This is a genomic window from Lysinibacillus sp. LZ02 (genome assembly GCF_050613145.1).
Taxonomy (GTDB): Bacteria; Bacillota; Bacilli; order Bacillales_A; family Planococcaceae; genus Lysinibacillus_B.
This window is the reverse complement of record NZ_CP192507.1, coordinates 824,370-850,711: the sequence shown is the minus strand read 5'-3', so window position 1 is coordinate 850,711 and position 26,342 is coordinate 824,370. Positions and strand designations below refer to the sequence as shown.

Annotated in this window: 24 protein-coding genes and 1 other annotated feature; of the genes, 4 read left to right on the top strand and 20 right to left on the bottom strand. The window is 37.7% G+C overall.

Annotated elements, in window-relative coordinates; translation table 11 throughout:
• Positions 1–335 precede the first annotated feature (335 nt).
• From pepF to spxA, 4 genes are all read right to left on the bottom strand, one after another.
• Positions 336–2,144 carry an oligoendopeptidase F gene (gene pepF, locus ACQQ2I_RS03765; RefSeq protein ID WP_431029245.1) on the bottom strand — a complete coding sequence of 603 codons (1,809 nt, stop codon included), beginning with the start codon at positions 2,142–2,144 and terminating at the stop codon, positions 336–338.
• A gap of 59 nt (positions 2,145–2,203) precedes the next feature.
• A complete protein-coding gene (locus ACQQ2I_RS03760; RefSeq protein ID WP_431029244.1) occupies positions 2,204–3,316 on the bottom strand; it encodes a competence protein CoiA in 1,113 nt (370 codons plus the stop codon).
• 137 nt (positions 3,317–3,453) lie between these two features.
• Entirely contained in the window at positions 3,454–4,107 is a 654-nt protein-coding gene (mecA, locus tag ACQQ2I_RS03755; protein ID WP_431029243.1) for an adaptor protein MecA, read from the bottom strand.
• 338 nt (positions 4,108–4,445) lie between these two features.
• A complete protein-coding gene (spxA, locus tag ACQQ2I_RS03750) occupies positions 4,446–4,844 on the bottom strand; it encodes a transcriptional regulator SpxA (RefSeq protein WP_391375538.1) in 399 nt (132 codons plus the stop codon).
• Between the two features lie 438 nt (positions 4,845–5,282).
• Positions 5,283–5,497, top strand: a binding site (T-box leader).
• A gap of 60 nt (positions 5,498–5,557) precedes the next feature.
• Between spxA and trpS the strand changes: the two genes are divergently transcribed.
• A complete protein-coding gene (trpS, locus tag ACQQ2I_RS03745; RefSeq protein WP_431029242.1) occupies positions 5,558–6,547 on the top strand; it encodes a tryptophan--tRNA ligase in 990 nt (329 codons plus the stop codon).
• Positions 6,548–6,552: 5 nt separating this feature from the next.
• On the opposite strand, the gene ACQQ2I_RS03740 is transcribed toward trpS, so the two are convergent.
• From ACQQ2I_RS03740 to ACQQ2I_RS03730, 3 genes are all read right to left on the bottom strand, one after another.
• The gene (locus tag ACQQ2I_RS03740) at positions 6,553–6,765 is read right to left on the bottom strand and encodes a hypothetical protein (protein ID WP_431029241.1); all 213 of its coding nucleotides are present in this window, start codon (positions 6,763–6,765) and stop codon (positions 6,553–6,555) included.
• Between the two features lie 98 nt (positions 6,766–6,863).
• On the bottom strand, positions 6,864–8,102 hold the full coding sequence (gene fabF, locus ACQQ2I_RS03735) for a beta-ketoacyl-ACP synthase II (RefSeq protein ID WP_431029240.1): 1,239 nt from the start codon (positions 8,100–8,102) through the stop codon (positions 6,864–6,866).
• Positions 8,103–8,116: 14 nt separating this feature from the next.
• Positions 8,117–9,052, bottom strand: coding sequence for a beta-ketoacyl-ACP synthase III (locus ACQQ2I_RS03730; protein ID WP_431029239.1), 936 nt, complete (start codon positions 9,050–9,052; stop codon positions 8,117–8,119).
• 200 nt (positions 9,053–9,252) lie between these two features.
• Here ACQQ2I_RS03730 and ACQQ2I_RS03725 point away from each other — a divergent pair, with 200 nt between their 5' ends.
• A complete protein-coding gene (locus ACQQ2I_RS03725) occupies positions 9,253–9,441 on the top strand; it encodes a YjzD family protein (protein WP_391375552.1) in 189 nt (62 codons plus the stop codon).
• A gap of 166 nt (positions 9,442–9,607) precedes the next feature.
• Here ACQQ2I_RS03725 and ACQQ2I_RS03720 read toward each other — a convergent pair whose 3' ends face one another.
• Positions 9,608–9,817 carry a hypothetical protein gene (locus ACQQ2I_RS03720; protein ID WP_431029238.1) on the bottom strand — a complete coding sequence of 70 codons (210 nt, stop codon included), beginning with the start codon at positions 9,815–9,817 and terminating at the stop codon, positions 9,608–9,610.
• Positions 9,818–9,865: 48 nt separating this feature from the next.
• Complete coding sequence (locus ACQQ2I_RS03715; protein WP_431029237.1) at positions 9,866–11,989, bottom strand: ATP-dependent Clp protease ATP-binding subunit; 2,124 nt, start codon at positions 11,987–11,989, stop codon at positions 9,866–9,868.
• Positions 11,990–12,189: 200 nt separating this feature from the next.
• Here ACQQ2I_RS03715 and ACQQ2I_RS03710 point away from each other — a divergent pair, with 200 nt between their 5' ends.
• Positions 12,190–12,894 carry a Crp/Fnr family transcriptional regulator gene (locus ACQQ2I_RS03710; protein ID WP_431029236.1) on the top strand — a complete coding sequence of 235 codons (705 nt, stop codon included), beginning with the start codon at positions 12,190–12,192 and terminating at the stop codon, positions 12,892–12,894.
• A 186-nt stretch (positions 12,895–13,080) separates the two neighbouring features.
• Here the strand turns inward: ACQQ2I_RS03710 and ACQQ2I_RS03705 are convergent, their stop codons facing one another.
• The 3 genes from ACQQ2I_RS03705 to ACQQ2I_RS03695 all read right to left on the bottom strand — a co-directional run bounded on the left by ACQQ2I_RS03705 (position 13,081) and on the right by ACQQ2I_RS03695 (position 15,376).
• The gene (locus ACQQ2I_RS03705) at positions 13,081–13,716 is read right to left on the bottom strand and encodes a DapH/DapD/GlmU-related protein (protein WP_431029235.1); all 636 of its coding nucleotides are present in this window, start codon (positions 13,714–13,716) and stop codon (positions 13,081–13,083) included.
• A 542-nt stretch (positions 13,717–14,258) separates the two neighbouring features.
• Positions 14,259–14,573 carry a metal-sulfur cluster assembly factor gene (locus ACQQ2I_RS03700; protein ID WP_431029234.1) on the bottom strand — a complete coding sequence of 105 codons (315 nt, stop codon included), beginning with the start codon at positions 14,571–14,573 and terminating at the stop codon, positions 14,259–14,261.
• A 56-nt stretch (positions 14,574–14,629) separates the two neighbouring features.
• Positions 14,630–15,376 carry an alpha/beta fold hydrolase gene (locus ACQQ2I_RS03695; RefSeq protein WP_431030443.1) on the bottom strand — a complete coding sequence of 249 codons (747 nt, stop codon included), beginning with the start codon at positions 15,374–15,376 and terminating at the stop codon, positions 14,630–14,632.
• Between the two features lie 134 nt (positions 15,377–15,510).
• On the opposite strand from ACQQ2I_RS03695, the gene ACQQ2I_RS03690 reads away from it, so the two are divergent.
• Complete coding sequence (locus ACQQ2I_RS03690) at positions 15,511–16,317, top strand: Cof-type HAD-IIB family hydrolase (RefSeq protein ID WP_431029233.1); 807 nt, start codon at positions 15,511–15,513, stop codon at positions 16,315–16,317.
• A 166-nt stretch (positions 16,318–16,483) separates the two neighbouring features.
• Here ACQQ2I_RS03690 and ACQQ2I_RS03685 read toward each other — a convergent pair whose 3' ends face one another.
• From ACQQ2I_RS03685 to ACQQ2I_RS03650, 8 genes are all read right to left on the bottom strand, one after another.
• A complete protein-coding gene (locus tag ACQQ2I_RS03685; protein WP_431029231.1) occupies positions 16,484–18,295 on the bottom strand; it encodes an oligopeptide ABC transporter substrate-binding protein in 1,812 nt (603 codons plus the stop codon).
• Between the two features lie 203 nt (positions 18,296–18,498).
• Entirely contained in the window at positions 18,499–19,419 is a 921-nt protein-coding gene (locus tag ACQQ2I_RS03680; RefSeq protein WP_431029230.1) for an ABC transporter permease, read from the bottom strand.
• A gap of 9 nt (positions 19,420–19,428) precedes the next feature.
• Entirely contained in the window at positions 19,429–20,391 is a 963-nt protein-coding gene (gene opp4B, locus ACQQ2I_RS03675; RefSeq protein ID WP_431029228.1) for an oligopeptide ABC transporter permease, read from the bottom strand.
• 1 nt (position 20,392) lies between these two features.
• Positions 20,393–21,349: an ATP-binding cassette domain-containing protein gene (locus ACQQ2I_RS03670; RefSeq protein ID WP_431029227.1), complete on the bottom strand. Its 957-nt coding sequence runs from the start codon at positions 21,347–21,349 to the stop codon at positions 20,393–20,395.
• Positions 21,346–22,359 carry an ABC transporter ATP-binding protein gene (locus ACQQ2I_RS03665; protein WP_431029226.1) on the bottom strand — a complete coding sequence of 338 codons (1,014 nt, stop codon included), beginning with the start codon at positions 22,357–22,359 and terminating at the stop codon, positions 21,346–21,348. Before ACQQ2I_RS03665 ends, ACQQ2I_RS03670 begins: the two co-directional genes overlap by 4 nt.
• 681 nt (positions 22,360–23,040) lie before the next feature.
• Positions 23,041–24,480, bottom strand: a complete 1,440-nt coding sequence (locus tag ACQQ2I_RS03660) for an alpha-amylase family glycosyl hydrolase (RefSeq protein ID WP_431029225.1) — start codon at positions 24,478–24,480, stop codon at positions 23,041–23,043.
• A 274-nt stretch (positions 24,481–24,754) separates the two neighbouring features.
• A complete protein-coding gene (locus ACQQ2I_RS03655; RefSeq protein WP_431029224.1) occupies positions 24,755–25,138 on the bottom strand; it encodes a YisL family protein in 384 nt (127 codons plus the stop codon).
• A gap of 291 nt (positions 25,139–25,429) precedes the next feature.
• Positions 25,430–26,332, bottom strand: a complete 903-nt coding sequence (locus ACQQ2I_RS03650) for a fumarylacetoacetate hydrolase family protein (protein ID WP_431029223.1) — start codon at positions 26,330–26,332, stop codon at positions 25,430–25,432.
• Positions 26,333–26,342: the final 10 nt, after the last annotated feature.

The following is a 26,342-nucleotide window of genomic DNA, read 5'->3' as shown; positions in this document are numbered from 1 at the left end:
TCGACAGATAGGACACCTCTTTTCACAAAGGGGATGGGAGAAATGTTCACGTTCAAACAAAGGGGTGTATGTTTGTTATGTGATTTATTTCACGTTTATTACTTTATCACACAATAATAATATCCGCAATAACTGTTCAATAGTTTCACAAATTCGTCAAATAGAAAGCGTTTGCATATTCAAGTAATACCAACGTTTTTCGTTAATCTATTTCGAAATATCACGATAGTTTGTGAGTGAATAAACTATTATCCAAGAAAAATATCACTATACTTAGAAAAATATTCTACAAAGCAGCAAAAAACCACCAGAACGATTTCTAGTGGTCCTTCACTTTATTTATTTAAAAGTAACTTTTCAAGTTCAGTTAATTTTTCTTCAAATACTTTACAAGCTTCGGCAATCGGTACTGGACTTTCCATATCTACCCCTGCCGCTTTTAACACGTCAATTGGGAAGTCTGAGCAACCGGCTTTTAAGAAGTTGTTAATATATCGCTCAACAGCAGGCTGTCCTTCTTCAAGAATATTCTTACTAAGTGCTGTTGCAGCACTTTGCCCTGTTGCATATTGGTAGACATAATAATTATAGTAGAAGTGTGGAATACGCGCCCATTCTAAGCCGATTTCTTCATCGATTGTCATCGCTTCACCAAAATATTTCACATTTAAATCATAGTACACTTCTGTTAGCTTATCAGCTGTTAACGCTTCACCATTTGCATCCATTTCATGAATTAGATGCTCAAATTCAGCAAACATCGTTTGACGGAATACGGTACCGCGGAAGCTATCTAACCAATGATTTAATAAGTAAATCTTTTGCTGTGGATCATCGATTGTTTTTAATAAATAATCGAATAATAATTCTTCATTACATGTAGAAGCCACTTCTGCTACGAAAATAGAATAGCTTGCATATGGATACGGCTGATTTTTGCGTGTATAGTAGCTGTGCATACTATGACCGAATTCATGGGCTAATGTAAATAAATTATTTACATTGTCCTGCCAATTCATTAATACGTAAGGGTTTGTACCATATGTGCCCGAAGAATAGGCGCCACTACGCTTCCCTTTGTTTTCCATTACATCAACCCAGCGACTATCCAGTCCTTGCTGCACAATCGTTTGATATTCTTCACCCAGTGGTGCAAAACTTTCAACCATTAGTTTCTTTGCTTTTTCATACGGCATGTCCATCTTCACTTCTTTTACAAGCGGCGTAAATAAGTCATACATATGTAACTCATCTACCCCTAACACTTCTTTACGGAGTGCTACGTAACGATGTAGTAATGGTAAATACTCATGGATTGTTGCAATCAATTGATCGTACACTTTTTCAGGAATAAAGTTATTACTCATCGCTGCATGACGAGCTGAATCATATTTGCGAATACGCGCTCTCACATTATGCGCTTTCACATTCCCTGCAAGCGTCGACGCAAATGTATTACGAAACTTCCCATATGTTTCGTATACAGCTTTAAAGGCATCTTCACGTACTTGACGATTCGTACTTTCTAAAAATGAAATATACGAACCATGCGTAATACGTACTTCTTCCCCATCTTCATTTTTAATTTTTGGGAATTCTAAATCAGCATTGTTCAGTTTGCTAAATGTATCGCCAGAAGCTCCTGTCACTTCTGACATTTGCGCTAGTAATTGCTCCTCTGTCGCCGATAAAATATGTGGTCGACCTAAGTTAAGCTCTTTTAACGATTGTGCATATAGCTGCAGCGGTTTATAGCTTTCTACATATCGATTGATGGTTTCTTCATCTAACGATAAAATCTCCGGTGTTAAAAATGACCATGCCGCACTTAATTTTGCCCCTAATGAGCTAACGCGGCTATCCATCGCTTGATATTGGCTATTTGTCGTATCTTGGTCATGCTTTAGATGGCTGTATACATATAGCTTGCTAAAGCGTTCATACATTTGATCGCCAAACTGCAACGCCTTATATAAGCTTTCCGCATCTGCTGTTGCTTTTCCTTGATACTTTTTTGCCTGCTCTTCAAGCGCTTCAATTTCTTTGAACTCTGCTTCCCATTCCGCATCTGACGCAAAAATAGGCGTTAAATCCCATGTTAACTCTTCTGGTACTTGCTCGCGCAATAAAACGTCTTTTGCCATCTCATTTTCCCTCCATATATTCCGGCTTTCGAAATTCTCACCTTATTTTCTCAATATTTTCAGCATATTGCAATTAATTCGCTATACAGTACACGCATTAATTGTTCCCTTGTACACGTTGCGCTAATATCGCTAATCGACAAGGCACGTAATATTTTCACATAATCATCTATAGCTAAAAAAGACTGCTGAGTATTTGGTAATTTTGCCCACGATAAAAAATGATGCTTTGTACTGTCGTTTACACTCTCTATCGTTAAATTATTACAGCTCATAAAGTAAAAAAATAACATTTGCCATTCTGCTGAAAATAAAGAAATCCCTCTAGCGTGCGGAACTGGTACGCCAATATAAGGTGGTAGTCCAACGCGCTGCAATTGGCATTCGTATACTGCACGTAAAAATAAATCATTTACACCTGCCTGACTGTAAAAAAGTCGACCATGTAAAAATTGCTTCCGGTACCTAGTATACTCTTCAAATAACGATAAAAACCCTTTTTCAGTTAGCAATTTTGGCTCATAAAACGGAAATACTTGTGAGGTTAGTGGCAACGCTAATACTTGAGATAAAAATAAATTCCCTTGTAAATAAAGAAGGTCACTGAAGTAAACAAACTGTTGGGACTGTGGATCATAGGTGATGACGTAGTTATCAGTTATAAATTGTTGATAAAAAAGATTGAATGACGCTTTGAGTGTGCGACCTACTTGTAACGTTGGAAAAGCAGGTGTTTTTAATAACCATATTGGCACAATCTCATTCTTTTTATAACCCTCTGTGCGTTGATGAAGTAATTGTTCTGGGATACGGCTACACTGAAATTCAAGTGCGTATCGCTTTTTTCTTGTAATAAGTAAATCGGGTCTTTGTTGTAAATGCGGTAAATAACTTTCTAATTGAACATCATATCCGAGTTGCTGAAAATGCATAAATAATTGCTGTTTGCCGAGCAAATGCAACTCAGATTCTCCTTCTGCAAACAGTGATTCACAGGCACGATTTGCGGTGTGTGCAAAATGCGGAATTTTAATTGCACCCGCTTTTAAAATAAGACGTTCTTTACAATGTGGACAGTATAACGGTTTTTCACGCAATTGTTGTAAGGCTGCTTCCGTTAAGCTTTTCGTCAATATCAAGTAGTCTCCTTGATCGTCTATGGCGACAAGCATAACTTAACCCTCCTTTCCCACATTGTAAGAAATAAAAACACTAGATTCAATCAAAATATACAAAAACAACCAAAATAAAAATTTGGGTGAAAAAACAATAAAAAAATCCGCGCCTTTTATCAGCACGGATTATAAATTTATGCGAAATATTCAATTACTGTTTCAAAACAGTTTTGCTCCATAATCACATCGCCATACTCTTCTAAACGATAACTTGTTAATCGTGATGGTCTCAAGTATTCTTTAATAAGCGCTAACGTATTTTTACGTTCACGTTGTTCAGGTAAGTTCGTGAAATCAACATGTAAATAATAACGCCCTTCAAATTGGTAAAGTGAAGATGTTAATCCAAACGACACGATACGCTTTGCTAGTGGTACAAGTTCATCTATATCTTTAAACGTAAATCTTGCATTTGTAATCGTCATATCTTCATCTGAATCATTTTCAAACGATTCAAAAATAACATTTTCCATTTCACGCAATTGTTCAGCTACTTCACGGTTTTCTTCAAAGTCATCCATAAGGGCATTCGCCTCTTGGTCAGAATGTAAATTCGCCCGTGTTACAATGACTTCAAGCCCTTGCTCAGATGCATTAATATGAATCCAAATTGGCCCATCTAAGTCGAAGTAGTCATCTGTATTTACTTCACCAATTACATCCCAAAACAGCTCCTCGCCTTTTGAGCGATTATACCAAATTTCCTCCCGACTATAGCCACGGTCTTCAATATCACTATACGTAATAAATAGCTTTAGTGTATTTTCATTAATGCGTTCAATGTCCATAAGACTCCAACTCCCTTCACAGTCATTCCGTTGAAACACATGTAAACCGCTGTTACTTACTATTTGGTTAAATCACCAAAAATCATACATGCTTCTTCCAACATATGAACACTCCAAACGTTCTATAAAGTATCGAGAAGCGGCTCGAACTCTATAACTCTATTGTATGATGTTGGCACATAAAATGAAAAGGAAAAAACACTATCCAAACCAAATAATTTGAATATTGAAATTGTATTGTACTGTATCTATGAAATCAAGGCTAATTTTATGATTTTAATAAAAAGAAAAAAGATGCTACACATTATTAAACTGTTGCAACATCTTCACTATTTTATTTAGTTCACCATGCGCTGCGCTTCTTGTAATTGATATGCACGTACTTTACGTGGTAAAAAGCGACGGATTTCATCTTCATTGTACCCTACTTGTAAACGCTTTTCATCTAAAATAATAGGACGACGTAATAGCCCTGGATGCTCTTGGATCAACTCATATAAATGTTGTAAAGTTAATGTTTCTACATCTACATTTAACTTTTGAAAAACTTTTGAACGAGTTGAAATAATTTCTTCTGTACCATCTTCTGTCATACGTAAAATTTTCTTAATTTCACTAATCGTTAACGGCTCGGAAAAAATGTTACGTTCTGTATAAGGAATATCATGCTCTTCAAGCCACGCTTTTGCTTTTCGGCATGAGGTACAACTAGGAGATGTAAATAATGTCACTAACATTGGTCCACTTCCCTCCATCTTAAATTCAATCTATAACAACTTCTCACTTTAGAATTAGTTTAATGTAAAACCTTGTCTACATTATACAACAATATTTATCATTTGGATATAGCTTCCCATCAAAAAGTGACACTTTTATCAACCAATAATTCAACAAATTAATTCTCGAAATTACTCATTTATGCTATAAATAATCATTTTTTCCCTACACCTTCTAGTTCAAAAGCATTTATTTTGAAAAATCAACAAACACTCTATTCTCAATCGTTAAACAGTAACTGAGAATTAATCTATTCGTTTCATTTCATTTGACGAATAAATAGTAAAAATGGTTGCTCTTTTCTCGTATAGTATGTCCTTTCTTTTCTTGGTATATGCTAAAAAAAATTTGATTTTTCACAGTACAATATAATATAATTTCAAAAATGAATTAGAAAATAAAAAACGATGACGAAGAGTAGTACATTTGATGTTATGCTAAAGAGAGTCTGCGGTCGGTGTGAGCAGATGCGTATGCAAATGGAATGGACTTCCGAGTTAGCTTGGTGAACTTCAAGTATCCTAGCTCGTCTCCTTCACGTTACGAAGCAGAGTGGCTCAAAACTAGAGCAAGCTGGGTGGTACCGCGGATTCAAACATCATTCGTCCCTGAGAATTTCTCAATGGGCGCATGATGTTTTTTTAGTTTTTAAAGATTTAAAGGAGGATTTTTTATGACAACTATTTTCTCTGGTGTACAGCCAACAGGAACTATTACATTAGGCAATTACATTGGTGCAATTAAGCAATTTCCCGCCTTACAAGACGAGGGACAAGCCATTTATTGCATCGTAGACCAACACGCCATTACAGTACCACAAGACCGGTTAGAGCTACGTAAAAACATTCGTAGTTTAGCTGCGATGTATATTGCCGTTGGGATTGATCCGAAAAAATCAATTTTATTTATTCAATCCGAGGTTCCTGCACATGCACAAGCTGGTTGGATTTTACAGTGCGTTGCGTCAATCGGTGAATTAGAGCGTATGACACAATTTAAAGATAAGTCACACGGCAAAGAATCTGTATCAGCGGCTCTTTTAACCTATCCACCGTTAATGGCAGCAGATATTCTTTTATATAATACAAATATTGTACCGGTTGGAGATGACCAAAAGCAGCATATTGAGCTCACACGTGATCTTGCTGAACGTTTTAACAAGCGCTACAATGATGTTTTAACTATCCCAGACATCCAATTACCAAAAGAAGGCGCACGCATTAAGTCATTACAAGAACCAACGAAAAAAATGAGCAAGTCTGACACAAATACAAAAGCAACAATCCGTCTTCTTGACACACCAAAAGAAATCGAGAAGAAAATTAAGTCTGCTGTTACAGACTCTGAAGGTATTGTCAAATATGATATTGAAAACAAACCAGGTGTATCGAATTTGTTAACAATTGAATCTGCTTTATCAGGTGTATCGATTGCTGATTTAGAAAAGAAATACGAAGGTAAAGGGTACGGTGATTTTAAAGCGGGTGTTGCTGCTGCTGTCATTGAGCACTTAACACCGATTCAAGAGCGTTATTACGCACTCATCGACTCACCTGAGCTAGATGCTATTTTAGATGAAGGTGCCGCTAAAGCAAATGCCATAGCCCATAAAACACTAAAAAAGATGGAAAATGCGATGGGACTCGGTCGTAAACGTAAATAATGCTCTTAGGAAGAACGCCATATACCGAGATCGTAAATGACCGCAAACATCACAATGAGTGAACCAAGTGCAATATATAACTCCACTGTTTGCAGTAAAAATTTTATCACTGCATGCCATGAATAACCGAGCGTCCGGTAATTTAAATACAAAATACATTGCGTAATGGACGCTACACACAAACCATAGCTTAATAAAAAAAGGACAAAGCGAAACAACTAAACATCCTTTCTATCAAAAAGTCATCTCTTTCTTAGAGGTGGCTTTTCCTTTAATGAAAAAACCAGTGGTGCAAAGATACACCACTGGTACTAATTTATTCATATTTTTTGAATAAAAGACTTGCGTTATGTCCACCAAATCCTAATGAATTGCTCATCGCGTATTCGATGTTTACTTGACGCGCCTCATTCGGTACGTAATCTAAGTCACACTCTGGATCTTGTTCTTGTAAATTAATTGTCGGTGGTAAAATGCCTTCTTTTAACGCTAATACTGTAAAGATTGCTTCGACACCACCAGCTGCCCCAAGTAAATGTCCTGTCATCGACTTTGTTGAGCTCATCGCTAGTTTATATGCATGCTCACCAAACACCGATTTTACCGCTAATGTTTCAAATAAATCATTGTACGGTGTACTTGTACCGTGTGCATTAATATAATCTACTTGTTCTGGATTTACCCCAGCAGTCGATAAAGCCATATTCATTGCACGCGCTGCACCTTCGCCTTCCGGTGCTGGTGCTGTAATATGATGTGCATCTCCTGTCGCACCGTAGCCAAGTACTTCCGCATAAATTTTTGCTCCACGTGCTTTTGCATGCTCTAATTCTTCTAAAACAAGCATACCCGAACCTTCACCAATAACAAAGCCGTCACGGTTTTTATCGAATGGACGTGATGCTGTCGCTGGGTCTGCATTCGTTGTTAACGCCGTATTCGCTGTAAAACCGGCAATTGCCATATTCACGATTGGCGCCTCTGCTCCACCTGTAAACATAACATCCGCATCGCCGCGCTCGATTACTTTAAACGCATCCCCAATCGAGTTTGTCCCTGATGCACAAGCTGTTACCGAGCATGAGTTAGGTCCTTTTGCACCAAGATAAATCGATACTTGCCCCGAAGCCATATCTGGAATCATCATCGGAATGAAGAACGGGCTTACACGTCTTGCTCCACGTTCTTGGAATGTTAAAAACTGCTGTTCATACGTTTCCATTCCGCCAATACCTGATCCAATCCATACACCAACACGTGCAGCATTCGATTCATTAATTTCTAATGCTGAATCTTTATATGCCATGAGTGATGCTGCAATGGCATACTGTGTAAAGCGATCCATTTTTCGCGCTTCTTTACGTTCAACGAACTGCTCAATATCAAAATCGTTTACTTGCGCAGCCACTTTAGCTGAGAATTTTTCTGCATCAACGCGTGTTAGTGGACCAACACCTGATGTTCCTGCTTTCGCTGCAGCCCATGTATCTTCAACTGTATTGCCAAGTGGCGTGACAGCCCCAATTCCTGTTACTACTACTCTACGCTTTGTCATACATAATCCCCCTCTTATTTACCCCATCGAATTGTGACAGCGCCCCATGTTAAGCCACCGCCAAAACCGACAAGGACAACTATATCATCATCTTTTATTTTACCTTGTTCAAGCTCTTCTGCTAATGATAACCCAATCGAAGCTGCTGATGTGTTTCCGTACTTATGCACCGTTTTTGACATTTTCTCTTCAGGTAAATTCAGTCGTTCACGAGCTGCTTCCATAATCCGAATATTCGCTTGGTGTGGTATTAAGAAATCGCAATCTTCTTTCTGTAAACCAGCCTTTTCCAATACTTGAACGGCAGACTCTCCCATTTGGCGTACTGCAAATTTAAATACTTCACGCCCATTCATGGCAATATGATTTTCTTCATTTAAATATAAATGCTTACCACCTGAACCGTCTGCACCTAATTCAGATGCCAGAATGCCGCGCCCTTCAGATACTTTTGTCATCACGGCAGCACACGCTCCATCACCAAACAAAATAGCCGTGTTACGGTCATTCCAGTCCGTTACTTTCGATAGTTTTTCAACACCTACTACTAATACATATTCATAACTGTTATTTTCAAGGAATTGCTGTGCTGTTACAAGCCCATAAATAAAACCTGAACATGCTGCTGCAATATCCATCGCCGCGCATTGTATCCCAAAATGCTCTGTTAATTGGCATGCTACACTTGGAAATCCTTGATCTGGCGAAACTGTTGCAACTAAAATTAAGCCGATTTGTTCAGGCTTAATGCCCGCATTGTCAATGGCTATTTGTGTTGCCTTAATCGCCATATGCGAAGTATTTTCATCATCTGCAGCAATATGTCTTGCTTCAATCCCCGTTCTAGAGCGAATCCATTCATCTGTTGTGTCTAGTACACTTTCTAAATCATGGTTTGTCAGTACCTTTTCAGGAACATATTTCCCCAATCCAATAATACCTACACCCATAAAATATCCCCCTTTTACACTAACGTTTAGTAGTTGGTCATAATTATAGCTCATAAAAAAACATTATACAACGGAAAATTTTTCACAATGTTCAAGAAATGTTTTTAAAAGTTTGTTTTTCTTTTTTCACAACCTGTGTTATGATAGTTGAGGTATAAAACTAAATAAATATATAGAATAATGTTTATGAGGTGAATTTGATGCAATATATTATGACGTTTGTATGGTCATTCCTACTAATTTCTATGTTAAACTACGTAGTAAGTTCAGTATTAAACGTACCATTCGATTTCATGACTGGTGTAATCGTTTCTGTAGCATTTGCAGTAATCGTGTTTATTGTTGCAGCTATTCTTCCAGGTAGCCCAGAACACGCTGAACATCATTAATTAGAAAGCGCTCCGTGTAGGGGCGTTTTTTTATGTTTGAGATACAATACTTAGTTTGTTGACTGCATATGCATCCATGTTGCCACTGTTAACTGAATCCCATTTATATTTTGCGCTTATTATTTATTTTCCCATAATAAAAACAGGTGAATTGCCACCTGTTTTCTTATATTTGTCGTTCCGCATCAGCCGTTGTTGTTGTAGGAATGATATCTTTTTCAGCTTTTAATCGATCATTTAACTCTTCTACAGGGACTGCATCTACCGTCTGCATATCCTCATACATATCAAACAAACTAGGCTTTTCTGTATTGACCATATCCGGATTGTCCAATTTGTTCCACTTTGGCAATTGTTTGATTTCTTTTTTATCCATAAAAAAAACCTCCTTTGTCTATAACATACCCAAAGGAGGTGAAAACCATTAAAATTTCACAACAATTTCATCATTTTCTACTATTAAATGTAGCGTATCTCCTGGCGTCACTTCTCCACGTAATAACTCTTTAGCAACGATTGTTTCTAAATAACGTTGTACAAAACGTTTTAATGGACGTGCACCAAACTGCGGGTCGGCACCGTGCTCTACTACAAACGCAATAACCGCATCATCGACTACGAGCTTGATCTCTTGCTCAGCTACACGTTTCTCTAGCTGCGATACATACTTACAGACAATCGCACCAAAATGCTCATTCGACAGTGCATGGAATGTAATAATATCATCCACTCGGTTTAAAAGTTCCGGTTTAAAATGTTGGCGAAGCGCCATCATAATTAAATCTTCCGAACCTTCTTCCGTTGGATTTAATAAATGCTGTGAACCAATGTTTGACGTCATAATGACCACTGTGTTAGAGAAATTCACAATACGACCTTGCGAATCCGTAATGCGGCCATCATCTAAAATTTGCAGTAAAATATTTGCTACATCGGGATGCGCTTTTTCAATTTCATCAAGTAACACAACCGAATACGGATTACGTCGAACTGCCTCCGTTAACTGCCCACCTTCTTCATAGCCAATATAACCAGGAGGTGCCCCAACAAGACGCGATACACTATGCTTCTCCATATATTCACTCATATCGATACGGATGAAATGATCTTCTGAGTCAAATAATTGTGCAGCAAGCGCTTTTGCTAATTCTGTTTTCCCGACACCTGTTGGTCCTAAAAATAAGAAGGAGCCAATCGGTTTTGTTGGATCTTTAATACCGGAACGTGCCCGCCATACCGCTTCGGTTACTAATGTCACGGCATTATCTTGACCGACAACTCGCTCATGTAACGTTTCCTTTAAGCGAAGTAGCTTCTCGCGCTCTCCCTCTACTAGTTTTGTTACGGGAATCCCTGTCCAACGTGAAACAATGGATGCGATTTCTTCCGCTGTTACTTCTTCGCGTAAAATGCGTTTATCAGCTGTTGTCACAAGCTCTGTCTCAAGTGCTGCAATTTCCTTTTCTAATGAAGGAATTTTGCTGTATTGTAATTCTGCTGCCTTATTATAATCACCACGTGTTTGGGCATCTTCCGAATCACGGCGGTATTTATCAAGTTGCTCACGCTTTTTCTGAATCGTTTGCAGACCGTTTTTTTCAAGCTCCCACTGCTGACGCATATGTTCAGTAGAAGTACGTAGCTTCACAATTTCCTCTTGCAAAGCTGCTAAGCGCTTTTTACTCGCTTCATCCTTTTCTTTGCGAAGGGCTTGCTCCTCAATTTCTAACTGCATTAAACGGCGCGTCACCATATCTAATTCTTGCGGCATGGAATCAATTTCTGTACGAATCATTGCACAAGCCTCATCAATTAAGTCAATCGCTTTATCAGGCAAAAAGCGCTCTGTAATATAACGATTCGATAGCTCAGCTGCTGCAATAATTGCCCGGTCATGAATGCGGACGCCATGGTGCAATTCAAAACGTTCTTTCAGTCCACGTAAAATCGACACGGTATCTTCTATAGAAGGTTCTCGTACCATCACTTGTTGGAATCGACGCTCAAGCGCTGGATCTTTCTCAATGTACATACGATACTCATCAAGTGTTGTCGCACCAATACAATGTAATTCACCACGTGCAAGCATCGGCTTTAACATATTGCCTGCATCCATCGCACCGTCTGTTTTCCCTGCGCCCACAATCGTGTGAATTTCATCGATAAATAAAATAATACTGCCTTCCGATTCTTTTACTTGCTTCAGTACACCTTTTAGACGTTCTTCAAATTGCCCACGATAACTTGCACCAGCAATTAAAGCGCTCATATCCAGTTCGTATAACAAGCAATCCTTTAAACCTTCTGGTACATCTTTTCTCACGATACGTTGCGCTAATCCTTCTACAATGGCTGTTTTCCCAACACCCGGTTCACCGATTAATACAGGGTTATTTTTCGTTTTTCGTGTCAAAATACGAATGACATTGCGAATTTCTTCATCACGGCCAATCACCGGATCCATCTTCCCGTTTTTTACTTCCTCAATTAAGTTACGCCCAAACTGCTCTAGCGGCGGACGATTATCTTGTGTTTGTGTAAATTGCATGTTCATCCCTCCAAAAAGTTTGACCATCTTTGACTAATTTGATTATAAAACGATTTTTTAAAAAAAGCAAAATAATCCTTCACAAAAAATTTACTCTAATTCCCAATTAACATATGTTATCATTTTATATATAGTGAAATCTAAGTGAAATTTAGATGAACTGTTGGTGAAATCTTAAGTTGTTATCTTAAGAAAAGGATGTGATTGTTATCGTTGCTCTAAACAGTATGCCGATGAAAATTTATGATTTATTTGAAGATCACGGTTTGGCTATTAAAGTGGATAAAGGAAATTATATTTTCCGTGAAGATGAACGAGCTGAAAATATCTTTTTCGTGCGAAGTGGTGCAATCCAAATAAGCAAAGAAACCGAAAGTGGTAAGGAGCTGACAATTCGCATTTGTGGGACAGATGCTATCATCGGTGAAAATTCAATATTTTGCAAGACACGTTATCATGCAACAACTGCAAAAGCACTTGAACCAACGCATTTACTTGCACTTCACACAGATACCTTTGAATTTTTACTCTCTGAAAACCCACCTCTATTGATGGAGTATTTAAAATGGCTACAAGTTGAAAATTTAAAACATCAAAGTCGTCTGCGTGATTTAGTGCTAAACGGAAAAAAAGGCGCATTGTTCTCAACACTCATCAGACTTGCCAATACGTACGGCGATTTTCGTTCTAACAACGACGTATTTATTAATTTCCCGTTAACAAATACAGAAATTGCTAACCTTTGTGCAACAAGTCGCGAAATGATTAACCGTATGCTCAATGATTTAAAAAATCAGAACATCATCACATTTAATAAAAGCTATATTACGATACATGATTTACAGTTTTTAAAAGATAACATCGCGTGTGAAAACTGTCCGTTAAACATTTGTCGTATTGACTAACAGGAATTTCAGAATGTCGACAAATTATTTTTATTAGACACTATAAACTGGTATTAAACTATTTTTACTAACACTGACTTATAAAGTAACAATAAAAAACAATAGACAAAGTCGAAAAAATCGACTTTGTCTACTGCAAGTTAACATGTACTGATTCAACTGTATATCGAAAATAAGTACTGATAATTATTGAGCGTATGTCTCTAAAAAATGGTCTAAGTCATTCAATTCCTCAAAGCGTTCTTCTAACTGTTCTCTTGACCAATCCCACCATGCAATTTGCTGAAGCTTCTCAGCAATCTCTTTCGGAAAACGATCTTTAATCTTTTTAGCTGGAACACCACCTACAATGGTATATGGTTCAACATCTTTTGTTACAACTGCACCTGAAGCAATCACTGCTCCATCTCCGATTGTGACATCTTTCATAATAATAGCACCATGACCAATCCAAACATCATGACCAATTTTCACTCGATGAGAACGTCGCCATTGAAAAATCTCTTGATCATCTGTTTTGGCAAAATCATACGAAACACGTCGATATGTCATGTGATGTTGTGTGACTCGATCCATTGGATGATTTACAGGATTGATACAAACATGTGATGCAATGGAACAAAATTTACCGATTTCTGTATAATTAATCGTGACATTTCCCATCGTATATGTATAATCGCCAATATGCGACTCCACGATTTCATTGAATGGGCCAACCGACGTATAAACACCTGCCGTACTATTGGCTACTTGAGCTGTTTCATGTACGGATGGCTCATCTGAAAGCATTATTTCACTTTTTACTTGGTGTAATTTCTTCACTTTTTCACGCCTCTTTCTTCGCTAATTTAGTTTTGCCCTGATACGGTAACGTTTTGACCGGATGCAGCGACTTTTTGCTCGGATACCATAGCTTTTTGACCGTTTACCATGGGCTTTTGCTCTATTTCTTTACGCAACAAGTCCATCCAAAATCCAAAATAGAAATTTCCATACTCAGAGTGATGCTGATTTTTTTACAACTCCTCTTGTACCATTTCATCCAATGTTTGCACTAGAAAGCATGTTCATCTCTGCTTTTAAAACTTAATTGATTACTTCTATACCTTCACCTATCCTTATCTACCACTATCATTTCTAGCTTAACTTGGTGCCAAGTGTACATGGTAAATATCATATTAAAAATTCACGAATTATTTGTAAATTTGACTATAAAGATAATCAAGCCATCTAATAATGTCACGGAATCCGACAATATGAACCTTTTGTCTCCTTCTCTAAAACCGAATAAAAAAATAATAGACAAAGTCGAAAAAATCGACTTTGTCTATAGTCTGAATTCCGCGATGGCGGATTTTTTAGTTTTAACGAACGCCTAAAGCCATCTTCGCGTAACGCGACATCATATCTTTAGACCAGGCTGGTTGCCATACGATATTTACTTCTGTTTCTTTTACTTCTGGTAACTCACCTAAAGCCGTTTTCACTTGGTCAACAATAACTGGCCCTAATGGACAGCCCATTGACGTCAGCGTCATCGTTACAATAGCTAAGCCTTCTTCATTTAAATCTACATCATATACTAAACCTAAGTTGACAATATCAATTCCTAACTCAGGGTCAATTACATTTTCTAAAGCACCTAACATGCTATCTTTCATATCTTGATCGATTGCCATTGCTTGTATCTTCCTTTCACATTAGAATGTATTGTAATCATATCAAAAGTTGCGATTTATGCCAAATGTTGTGCTAACCAGTCTGTTACAGCTAACACACCTGCTCGAGATACAGCATGCCCTGCTTTTTCGTCTACTATGTACCGAACCGTTTGCGCTCTTCCTTGTTGCACAAGTGTATCATAAAATGGATACGTCATTTGAAATGGAACAACCGGATCCTTTTGACCATGCCAAAAAACAACCGGAATACGCTCAAAAATAGCAAGATTCGTTGTCACATTATACTCCTGTAACACTTCTAACATAGCCTGTTGTTGCTCTGCCGTCATTGGCACATCTATTCCTTGCTCCTCTAGTTGTTTTATTTGAAACTGTGCCATTTCTGTATAGTTAACAGCCCCCATCAACACACCCGCTGCATCAATCCAGTCATATTTTTTTAAGCAACCTGTTGTCGTAATGCCGCCCATTGATGTACCGATTACACCGATTTTGCCGTTAAACCCTCGCCCTTGTAGCTCCTCGTAAATTTCTTGCACTTCCTTCACATATTTTAGAACGATCCGCCAAAAAGCAGCATTCATTTGCAATTCAGATACATTTTCAACGCGCTCTCCGTGCAAAGGCGCATCGGGCAATATCACCCGAATACCTTTCTCTACCAAATTATATGCATAGTGCAGATTATGCTCTTTTGCACTCATAAAGCCGTGTAGAAAAAGTACAATGGGTGCATCTTGTTTTATTTCTTCATTATATACATGTAATAGTGGGATATTGTTCCACACTTCTCTTTGCACAAACAATAAATTCACTCCTCAACGAACTTTATATGACAAGCGTATCAAAATTGTGGTCAAAATGGGTACAATATTTTGACGAGGGAAAAGAAAAGACGATAAAATTGAACGAACGTAGAAAGGAGTTTTCCTACATGAAACAACATTTAATTGTATTAGATTTAGACGGGACATTACTAACGGATACCCAAACCATTTCACCATATACAAAACAAATACTTGAAAAAGCAAGGGAAGCTGGACATCAAGTGATGATTGCAACAGGTCGTCCATTCCGTGCAAGCCAGCTCTATTATAGTGAGTTAAATTTAACAACACCAATCGTCAACTTTAACGGTGCTTTTACACATCATCCACTCAATCGAGCATGGGGCGAAATGCACTCCCCTATCGCAATGAGCGTTGTGCATGATGTAGTAGATTCTATGCACAAATTCCATTATCAAAATTTAATTGCAGAAGTCATCGACGATGTCTACTTGCATAATGAAAATGATACGCTATTAAATATTTTTAATACGGGGAATCCACGCGTCACAACAGGCAACTTAAAGTTTAACCTCCCGGAAGACCCAACAAGCTTATTAATCCAAGCAGATGAACATAATGTCCCGCTTATTCGCAAGCATCTGCAAGATGTGCATGCAGAGCTAATCGAGCACCGCAAATGGGGCGCACCCTTCCCGATTATTGAAATCGTTCGTAAAGGATTAAATAAAGCAGTCGGCATCTCAAAAGTAGCACATGATTTAGAAATTCCTCGTGACCGTATTATCGCGTTTGGTGATGAAGATAATGATTTAGAAATGATTGATTATGCAGGAATTGGTGTTGCTATGAGCAATGGGATTGATGAACTCAAATCCATCGCAAATGAAATCACACTGAGCAATAACGAAGATGGCATTGGTAAATTCCTTGCTGATCGCTTACATTTATAAGAAAAGTGCATTCGCGCCCGCTTACGCTTTCGTGGCAAAATAAATTTTGATGCGAATGCCTAGACACACTTTAAACTAGAAAAATTTTATACTTTCTTATCTTTAAATAAAAACAATCCCTTCCTCGCCTAAAGCAAGGAAGGGATTATTCGTTTACTGATGCCTATTATTTAATTGGTGCGTCAGCCGTTAACTCAACATCTTGTAAGTTTGTAATTGTTTCGTTCGCATAGTCAATATCCCAGTTTTTCACACGTTTATTTACCGGAGTAAGCTCTAAACGATACATTATTGGTACTACAGATGCACCTTCGAAAATCATTTCTTCGAATTTCGCAAATTGCTCTGCACGATAGTCCGTATCAAATGATTTAGCTGAGTCAATATTATCTAAAGTTGTTTGTAACTCTTCAGTCGTGTAACGAGAAAGATTATATTGTGCAACATCACTATACGCACCTGATGGAGATGGATTTGAAGCTACACCCCATGCCCCCATGAAGATATCGATTTCTGGATCGTCCGCTTGTACTTTATCATAGAATGAGTTGAACTCAATTGTACGACCAGTTGTGTATACTACCTTTAAACCAACCTCTTCCCAGTTTTGTAACCAGTATGCAGAAATTTGTTCTGCCACGTCGTCACCAGACATTGTAGCAAATTTGATTTCAAATGGTTGACCGTTTTTATCTTCACGGATACCATCACCATCAACGTCTTTATAACCAGCTTCATCTAATAATGCTTGTGCTTTTTCAGGATCGTAGTTGTACCCTTCTAAATCACTTGGATGGAATGAAGAGAACACCGGTGGCACGATTGCGTTCGCGCGGCTACGTAAACCTTCATAGAATACTTCTGTTACTTCTTCTACGTTAAGCGCATATGCCATTGCTTTACGTAAGTTTACATCACCCATTTTTGAACCTTCAAGGTCCGTAATGACTTTGCTATTTTGGTAATCATATTTACCAAGTTTGAATCCTAAGTAAGAATAGTAAAGCTCAGGACGTGCTAACATATCAATATTTGTTAACCCTTCCACTTCAGGGTATTTAGAAGAGCCAAATGCTAAAGCTACATCATATTCACCCGCCTCTAATGCTTTCGCGATAGAAGAAGATGGTACTACTTTTACGATAACGCCATCTAATTTTGGCTTCCCTTTCCAGTAGTGTTCATTTGCTTTATATTGTACAGATTCACCCGCAACTACTTTATCCACTACGAATGCACCAAGCGTTACAGGATTTTTACGAATGGCATCGTTTCCAACTAAATTAGCAACCGGAACATCACCTAAAATATGGCTAGGCTCTGCATAGTATAAAAGACCGTCACCAACTGATGCTAAACCAGGTGTAATATCTTTTAAGTGTAATTCTAATGTTGTTTCATCTACTTTTACTACACCTGAAATTGTTTCAGCTGTACCAGCGTGGTATTCTTCGGCACCAACGATATTTTGGAAATCTCCATCATAACGTACGCCCGTGTAATCTTTATGACCGATAATATAATAAGGTAAGATTAAGTCTTCAATTTTAAGTGGTTCACCATCAGACCACTTTACGCCTTCACGAATTTTGATTGTTACTACATTGTTCCCTTCTTCTTGAGAAGTGATTTCATAGCTTGCAATCCCTTTGTCAGTGATTAAGAAGTCACCGTCAGTTTCGAAGATTTTGTTCGAAGCAAAATACATTAAATAATCATCATATGCATCTTCATAAAGTGAGTAAGAGAAAATCCCTTGGAATGGCTCATCTTTTTGCATCGCAACCATTAATGTTCCACCTTTGATTGCTTCCCCTTCGTTTTCAATTGATGACGGGAACGCTAACTCTTCAGCAGTATTCTCACCATCATTTGTACCATTGTCTTTGTCGTTTGTACCTTCATCTTTGCTACCACATGCAGCTAATACGAAAAGGACTGCCAGTAACATCGCTAGAAGTGACCAATTTTTCTTCATATTGTTTTCCTCCCTTTTTATTACGCTGGAAAAATATTTATCTACCCAGCTTTTTTATACTCAACACACTTACCTTTATCTGGTAATTATGGTAGTATGTAAATATAAACCATTTTATTTATTGTACGGATCGAAAATAACTAATTTTTAGTTAATTAACCGTAAGCATAAGGACTAAAATGCATGTCCTTATGTTTGTATTATTAACCTAATCGTTGTTTTGCATCGGCTGCACGACGTAATGCTTGACCTACATAGTTAATGCCTAACATTAATAATAAAATGGTTAGAGCAGCCGGTAGCCATACCCACCAATATTGTGATAAAACAAGCGGGTTATTGGCATAACTTACAAGTGTTCCTAGAGATGGTGTAGATGGTGGTAAACCGAATCCAAGATACGATAAACCAGTCTCAATCCCAACATTTCCAGCAAAGTTTAATGTTAGCTCCACGATTAAAATCGAACTTAAGTTTGGCATCATTTCCTTCAAAATAATTACGAAGTCATTGGTACCAAGCGTTTTCGACGCATTAATATAATCACGTCTGCTTTCAGAAAGTGCTTTGGAACGCACCAGACGGGCTGTTCCTGTCCACATAAATATACTCATAATGAGGATAAAAGATGTAACTGTTAACTTTGGTACGATAGTGATAAATACAATAATAATCATCGTTGATGGAATCGTAATGAAGAAGTCAATAATACGCATGAACATATTATCAATCCAGCCACCAAAGTAACCGCATGCTAAACCTACTAAAATACCAAAAACACCTGTAATAATCGTAATGGCAATGGCAATCATGATGGAGTTACGTGCACCAACAATGAGTTGACCTAAAATATCACGGCCACCAGCATCAGCACCTAATAAGTACTTAGCTCCTGGCTCTGCGAATTTATCACGTAAAGAAATACGCATGACCGAATCTTGGTCGATAAAAAATGTCGCCCAAATAAAAATACCAACGATTGCAATAATTAAACCGATCAGCGAAAATAACGCTACTTTATCTTTTTTAAACTCTCTCCATACGACTTGCATACCTGTAGGAGGAGCACTAACTGCTTGATTATTGTTTTGTTTAGCCACTTGTTTTTCACCTCTCCTTAACATTAGTATGGTCTATTCAATCCTAATTCGTGGGTCAACAATACTCATAATAATATCGGATAATAGACTACCTAATAACGCTAAGAAGCCATATAACATAACAAGTGCCGTAATGACACTGTAGTCACGAGATGCAATCGATGAAATAAACAGTTGTCCCATACCCGGGAAGGCAAAAATCGTTTCGATGAAAATCGATCCACCTAATAAACCTGTAATTGTAAAACCAAAGAATGCTGCAACTGGTAATAACGAGTTACGGAAGATATGACGCGTATATACTTTACGCATTGGAATCCCTTTACTACGCGCTGTACGTACATAATCCATCGTTTTCGCATCAACAACTTCTGTCCGTAAATATTGAATAATAGCCGTCGTCCCTAAAACCGCATACGTAATAGCAGGTAGTAACATATGGTAAATTTTACTCATCGTATAGCCAAATGTTCCTGGCTCCTGTGTCACATCAACTGAGCCACTTGTCGGGAACCAACCTAATTGGTAGCCGAAAATATATAAGAAAATTAATGCTAATACGAATGTTGGAATCGCAAAACTAATAAAGCTATATAAAATAACACCACGATCAAATAATGAATCGTTATAACGACCAGCTAGTACCCCAAGTGGTACAGCAATAGCATATAGAAAAATAGCACTTAGTAATGACAACCAAAATGTGTTGATTGCACGTTCACCAATTAAAGTGGACACTTCAATTTTATACGTATAACTATTACCAAAATCACCTTGGAATGCATTGCCAATCCAACGAGCATATTGTTGATACCATGGATCATTTAAACCCGCTTGTTCACGTAATTCTTCAATACGAGCAGGGTCTGTTTCCGGTGTAATCTTACCAGTAAATGGATCCCCCGGCATAAACTGCGCCATAACAAAAATAATTAAACTTAAAACAAATAATTGTGGAATCATAATTAAAAAACGTCGAACTATCGTTTTCCACATATTAGATTCCCTCCTTCACTTGTGCAGTTGAAGATGTAGCCGCTACAAAATGTGTAGCTGAAATAGGTACTAAATCAAACACCCGTCCATTGTCATCAAAGTACTTCGCATGTTCCTTCTGATAATGGCGCTCTACTTCGATACGCTCACGTTTACGTTCTTCACGCCCAGTCGGTGTTATATCCGGAATGGCAGATAATAATCGCTTCGTATAAATATGTTGTGGATTATTATAAATTTCATGCTTCGTACCTGTTTCAACAAAGCGACCTTTATACATAATGTTGATATAATCACACATGTGCTTTACGACCCCAAGATCATGTGAAATAAATAAATAACTTAAGCCATATTCATTTTGAATATCCTTCATAAAGTTTAACACTTGTGCTTGTACAGATAAGTCAAGTGCTGATACGGGTTCATCTGCAATGATTAATTTAGGATTCGTCGCCATCGCACGAGCAATCCCCAAACGCTGCTTTTGACCACCTGAAAACTCATGTGGGTATTTTAATTTTGCATCTTCCGGCATCCCCACTATGGCCAATAATTCACTAATTTTTTTTGTTTCTTCTTGCGGTGTTAAACTTAAAAAGTTACGAATTGGCTCCGCTAAAATATCTTGAACACGTTTACGTGGATTCATCGCTGACGTGGAATCTTGGAAAATCATTTGAATATCACGGTTATAAGCTGAATTTCGATCACGGCGACGATTGGTAACGTTTTCACCTTCATACATAATAGCGCCTGATGTAATCTTCTCTAACCCAATAATCGATTTCCCTGTTGTCGATTTGCCACAACCAGATTCTCCAACTAAACCATATGCTTTGCCCCGTTCAAATTCCATCGTTACGCCATCTACAGCATAAACATGATCCACTACTCGATTAAAAAACCCGCCGCGAATTGGGTAATGGACTTTTAAATCATTTATTTGCATAAAACTCATGATGTTCGTCCTCCTTCTTCGCCTTTAAAGTAAAAGTGTTTATAACATGAGCATCTAACGAAATGTCCTTCTGAAATTTCATGTAACTGTGGGTTATCTTCGTGTGCTGACTGTGGAATCCACGAAATACGTGGCGCAAATCGGCAGCCTGTACGTGGCAGTTTCATTAATGAAGGCACAATTCCTTCAATGACATTTAACTTTTCATCTTGACTATTCATTTGTGGTATTGAGTTAAACAGTGAGCGCGTATATGGGTGTTTCGGGTTTGTAAATAGCTCTTCGACTGGTGCTAATTCAATAATCTGCCCTGCATACATCACGGCTACGCGATCCGCTACTTCAGCTACAACACCTAAGTCATGTGTAATTAAAATAATCCCTGCTTCCGTTTCCTGTTGCAGCTCAATAAGTAAATCTAAAATTTGTGCTTGAATCGTTACATCAAGCGCTGTTGTCGGCTCGTCCGCAATAATAATTTGTGGCTTACAACTAATGGCAATGGCAATAATCACACGTTGACGCATTCCACCTGATAATTGGTGCGGGAACTGTCTAGCAACACGTGGAGGATTGGGAATACCTACTTGGCCTAAAAGCTCAAGTACACGTTCTCGACGTTGCTCCTTCGTTAAATTCGTATGATAAATCAAACCTTCTTCAATTTGCTCTCCAATACGCATTAATGGGTTTAAAGCCGAAAGTGGATCTTGGAATATCATACCAATATCTAGGCCACGCACTTCATTGAACTCTTCTTCTGTCATACGCGCTAAATTTTTATTTTTAAACAGTATTTCACCTTGAACACGTGTTTTATTATGATCATGCAAGCCAATAATTGATGTCGCCAACGTACTTTTTCCGCAACCTGACTCTCCTACAATGGCTAAAATTTCATTTTTACGCAATGTAAAAGAAACGCCATCAACCGCATTAAAATACGTATCGCCAATTCGGAAGCCTGTATGTAAATCGTTAATCTTTAAAAGTTCCTCTGACGTTTTCAAATTATTACTCCTTTCAAAAAACATTTATAGATTAGAACATTCAGAAAATTCTATCTATAAAAGCACATTCAAATTTCACTTCAGTTCTCGAATATTTCGTAATCTTAAACATTATTTATATTGTTTTGAATTATACATTTAAAAAATAGGCTTCGTCAATATATACAATTAGAATTATTCTGAAATAACATAGAGATTTGAACTTTCAAGCTTCCTAAATGGTTATTTTTAGAAAAAAACGCTTTAACACTCTAAATTGATAGCACATCCAAGAGAATTATAGATATTTTTTTGGTAAACCATTTTATCTATACAGGAAGTTGATGTTCTAAAAAAAGTATAAAATATACTTCCGTGTGTATAAAAATACATAATTTTATATATTTATTTACCTTCATCCTCTTAAATGAATGACTATTCAACTTCTAGACATAACAATTTTAGTTAATACTATGTATGTCCCTAACAATAAATGTATTAACAAAGTTTTCTGAATTTAAAGGTATGACGTCTACTTGTTAGACAACTCCTATACGATAAACCCTTTTATATTGAATTGCAATATTCATGCTCTTATGATTTTCTATCTTTTTTAATAGATTCATAAATTTGCAATATTTTTGGAAATACAAGGAAACAAAAAAACGATTTCGGCACAATTGTCCGAAATCGTTTTAAATTTTATGATCCTTGGCGCTTACGTCCACGTTTTACAATAACAATGATAAAGGCTGTAAATAAAATCCACACACCAGCCAATGCAATCATATAGGATATATTAATGCCTGTTTTGTCAATGACCTGATACATTTCAAACATTTCACGGTCTAAAATAATCGGATAATCACCGTTCTTATTCACACGGATAATATCACTTTCAAACATGCCGCGCAGTTCTTTATCTTCACCAATTACATCAGCCGATAAGTTTACACGATTCGTTACACTCGTATTGTTAATGACAATAATCCAATGTTCCTCATCTGATTTGCGCTCAAATGCTAAAAATCCGTCTTCGTTTTTTAGGATATTAAATTCACCATTACGTAAAGTCCATGATTGATTACGCAATGATTGAATATTAGCAACTATGTCCACTAATTCTTCATCTGTTTTAAAATTATAATATTGATGTGATTCTGGACCTACCTCACCGTTCATGCCAATTTCAGTTCCGTACTGTGTAACGGCTACACCTGGCATTAATAAAGTGGCAGTCAATGCTAATGGTAAGCGGTTTGGTGGATACTTATTACCACCTTCCATCACATCATATGTAAAGCGATTTGTCCAAATCGAATCAATAAATAGCTGTGATGGTTTATCGCCACTTGTCGCATATTTTGTGACATGTTCAGCTGTTAAATCCACATCTTTATACGCTTCTTTTAATAAACTATGTGTATCTTCATGGAAATCAGCATCAAAATTCGCAGTGCTTTCACCATTCGCGATCACATAGATTGTGTCATCTACTGCTTTCACTGCTGCAATTAACTCATTTAAAAACGCTTCACTCGCACCGTCTATGTTTGTGAGACGTACACCACCACAGTCATATGCCGACACAAATTCAACAAGCGCCGTCTTTAAAGCCGCTTGTACCTCTGGATTTGCTAAATCGAATTGCGCCTGACCATTAGCTGTTGAAGTCACCCAACCAGCATTTTTTGTCCATTCATGATTGGCACTGACATTCGATAATGGGAAATCCACCATCACTTTTATGTCGTTGTCATTAAAATAATCAACTGCTGTTGTTAACTCTTCTGCTGTTCCAAAATGAGGTTCTAACGCTGTATAACTGATTGGCATAGAGCCGTCGTATTTTTCTGTCGCAAAAATTGACCCAATCGATACAATCGTATAGTCAAGCTTTACAATATGATCGCCTCGGCTTACTAAACCAATAAAGTCTCCACCCGCAAATTGCGTTGGATCTTGTGTATTTACATGTTCATCGTTTTTGCCAGAACCGTTGAAGTAGCGGTCTACTAGCACATCATATATACTTTCGTCTGCAATGGTACGAGTTTCCTCGGCTTGCATAGGGGTTGCAAATAAGCTAGTTGCCAATAACATACTCGCGGCAGCTGTACTAATCCATTTTTTACATTTCAAATTAATCCTCTCCCTCAAACCAATCCATCGTCATTTTACCAAAATTTCAGCCCCTATGGATAAAGTTTTGCTAAATAAACAGTTCAATATGCGTCAAATCAGTGACAACTAAAAAGGGAGTGTCCGAGAAGTAATTCTGGGACACTCCCTTTGCGCCGAGGATGGTGGAAATTTTATTTCTACCACCGCAGAAGCACCGCCTGCAGCGGATATTTAACATAGGAACGAAGCACTGTCCGTAAAAGTAACACTTTTCGGACAGCCCCTATGTCGATTAGAATAAATTAAAGCCAATTCCGCCACTTAAACCTAAATATAATGTAACTAATAATACGATTGCAAATAGAATCCAAAAAATATTAACTGACTTCCCTTTGTTTTTACGCGCTAAAATCATTTCCATAAAGCCAATGACAAGGATACCAAATAATACTTTCATATCATATAGCATACCACTACCATTATTTGCAAGAGCAACTGTTTCACGATGCTCCATAAATAGCGCACCACCCGTAATGATCATTAAAATATACACACCGCGTAACGCCATTTGTACGCCTGTCAGCTTCTTCGCTGAAACAGCAGCGATAAAGAATAGAATTAATGCAACTACCCAAGTCGTAATGTGCAGATGCGTAGTGCTTGCTAAAAAGCTCATATTGTCCCCACCTCATACTTTTTCTTTACATGCTATATCCTACCATGCGAGATTATGTGATTCAATGAATACGATTTTAATGATTGTATAGTAAGCTACATTTTGTGTCAAAAAGAAGTCCATTGTTAGAGCAACCCTCTATATGAGCAAAACGTTATTGTATACGGGCAAAAGAATAATCTATCCGAGCAAAAAAACATCGCAAACAGGCAAAACTATCCAAGCAAAATTGATTCACACACAAATTCCCTCGTCAAAAAAAGAGCCGCCCTTCAGCGACTCTCTCCTAAACTATTCAAAACGATTTACTAGCGTACCGATTCCTTCAATAGATACTTTCACTTCATCGCCCGCTTTTAAATATTGCGGTGGTGTCATACCTTTTCCTACGCCTTCTGGAGTACCTGTTAAAATCACATCGCCCGGCTCAAGCGTGACATATTGCGAGACAAGCGAAATAATATCCACTACTGAGAACATCATATCCTTCGTTGAACCATTTTGACGTAATGCCCCATTTACTTTCGTTACGATTGAAAGATTTTGTGGATTTGGAATCTCATCTTTTGATACAAGATATGGGCCAAGTGGGCATGTACCATCTAAGCTTTTCCCTAAGAAGAACTGACCGTGACGGTATTGGATATCACGTGCTGAAAGATCATTGCCAATTGTGTAACCAAAAATGTAATCAAACGCCATTGCTTTCGGGATATTTTGACCACGCTTCCCGATGACAATGGCTAATTCCCCTTCATAATCCAGTGAATCTGTTTTATCTGCATGAATTGGTAACGTCATACCATCTGCTGCAATCGCTGTTGGTGATTTCGTGAAAATCATAATATTTTCAGGTGCTTTTTCTGCGCCCATCTCCACTGCGTGCTCATTGTAGTTTTTTCCGACACATAAAATATTTTTCGGTGTACGCGGAATTGGGGCAAGCCACTCAATTTCTGTAAATGTATACTTAAATGCTTCGACTTTATCGCTTTGTTTAGCTGCTTCGACTAATTTACGCATCTTTTCTACAAAGTCGAAACCTAGTGAAATACCGTCAATAATCGTAGACGGGAATGATGGAAGAACATTTAACTCCTCCTGAATTTTTAAAACGTCCCATACGGCTTCTTCTTTTTTTACTTTTGGTCCGAATTTTACTTTTCCGTCTAGCTTAAACGATAATAGTTTCATAGTGTTAAAG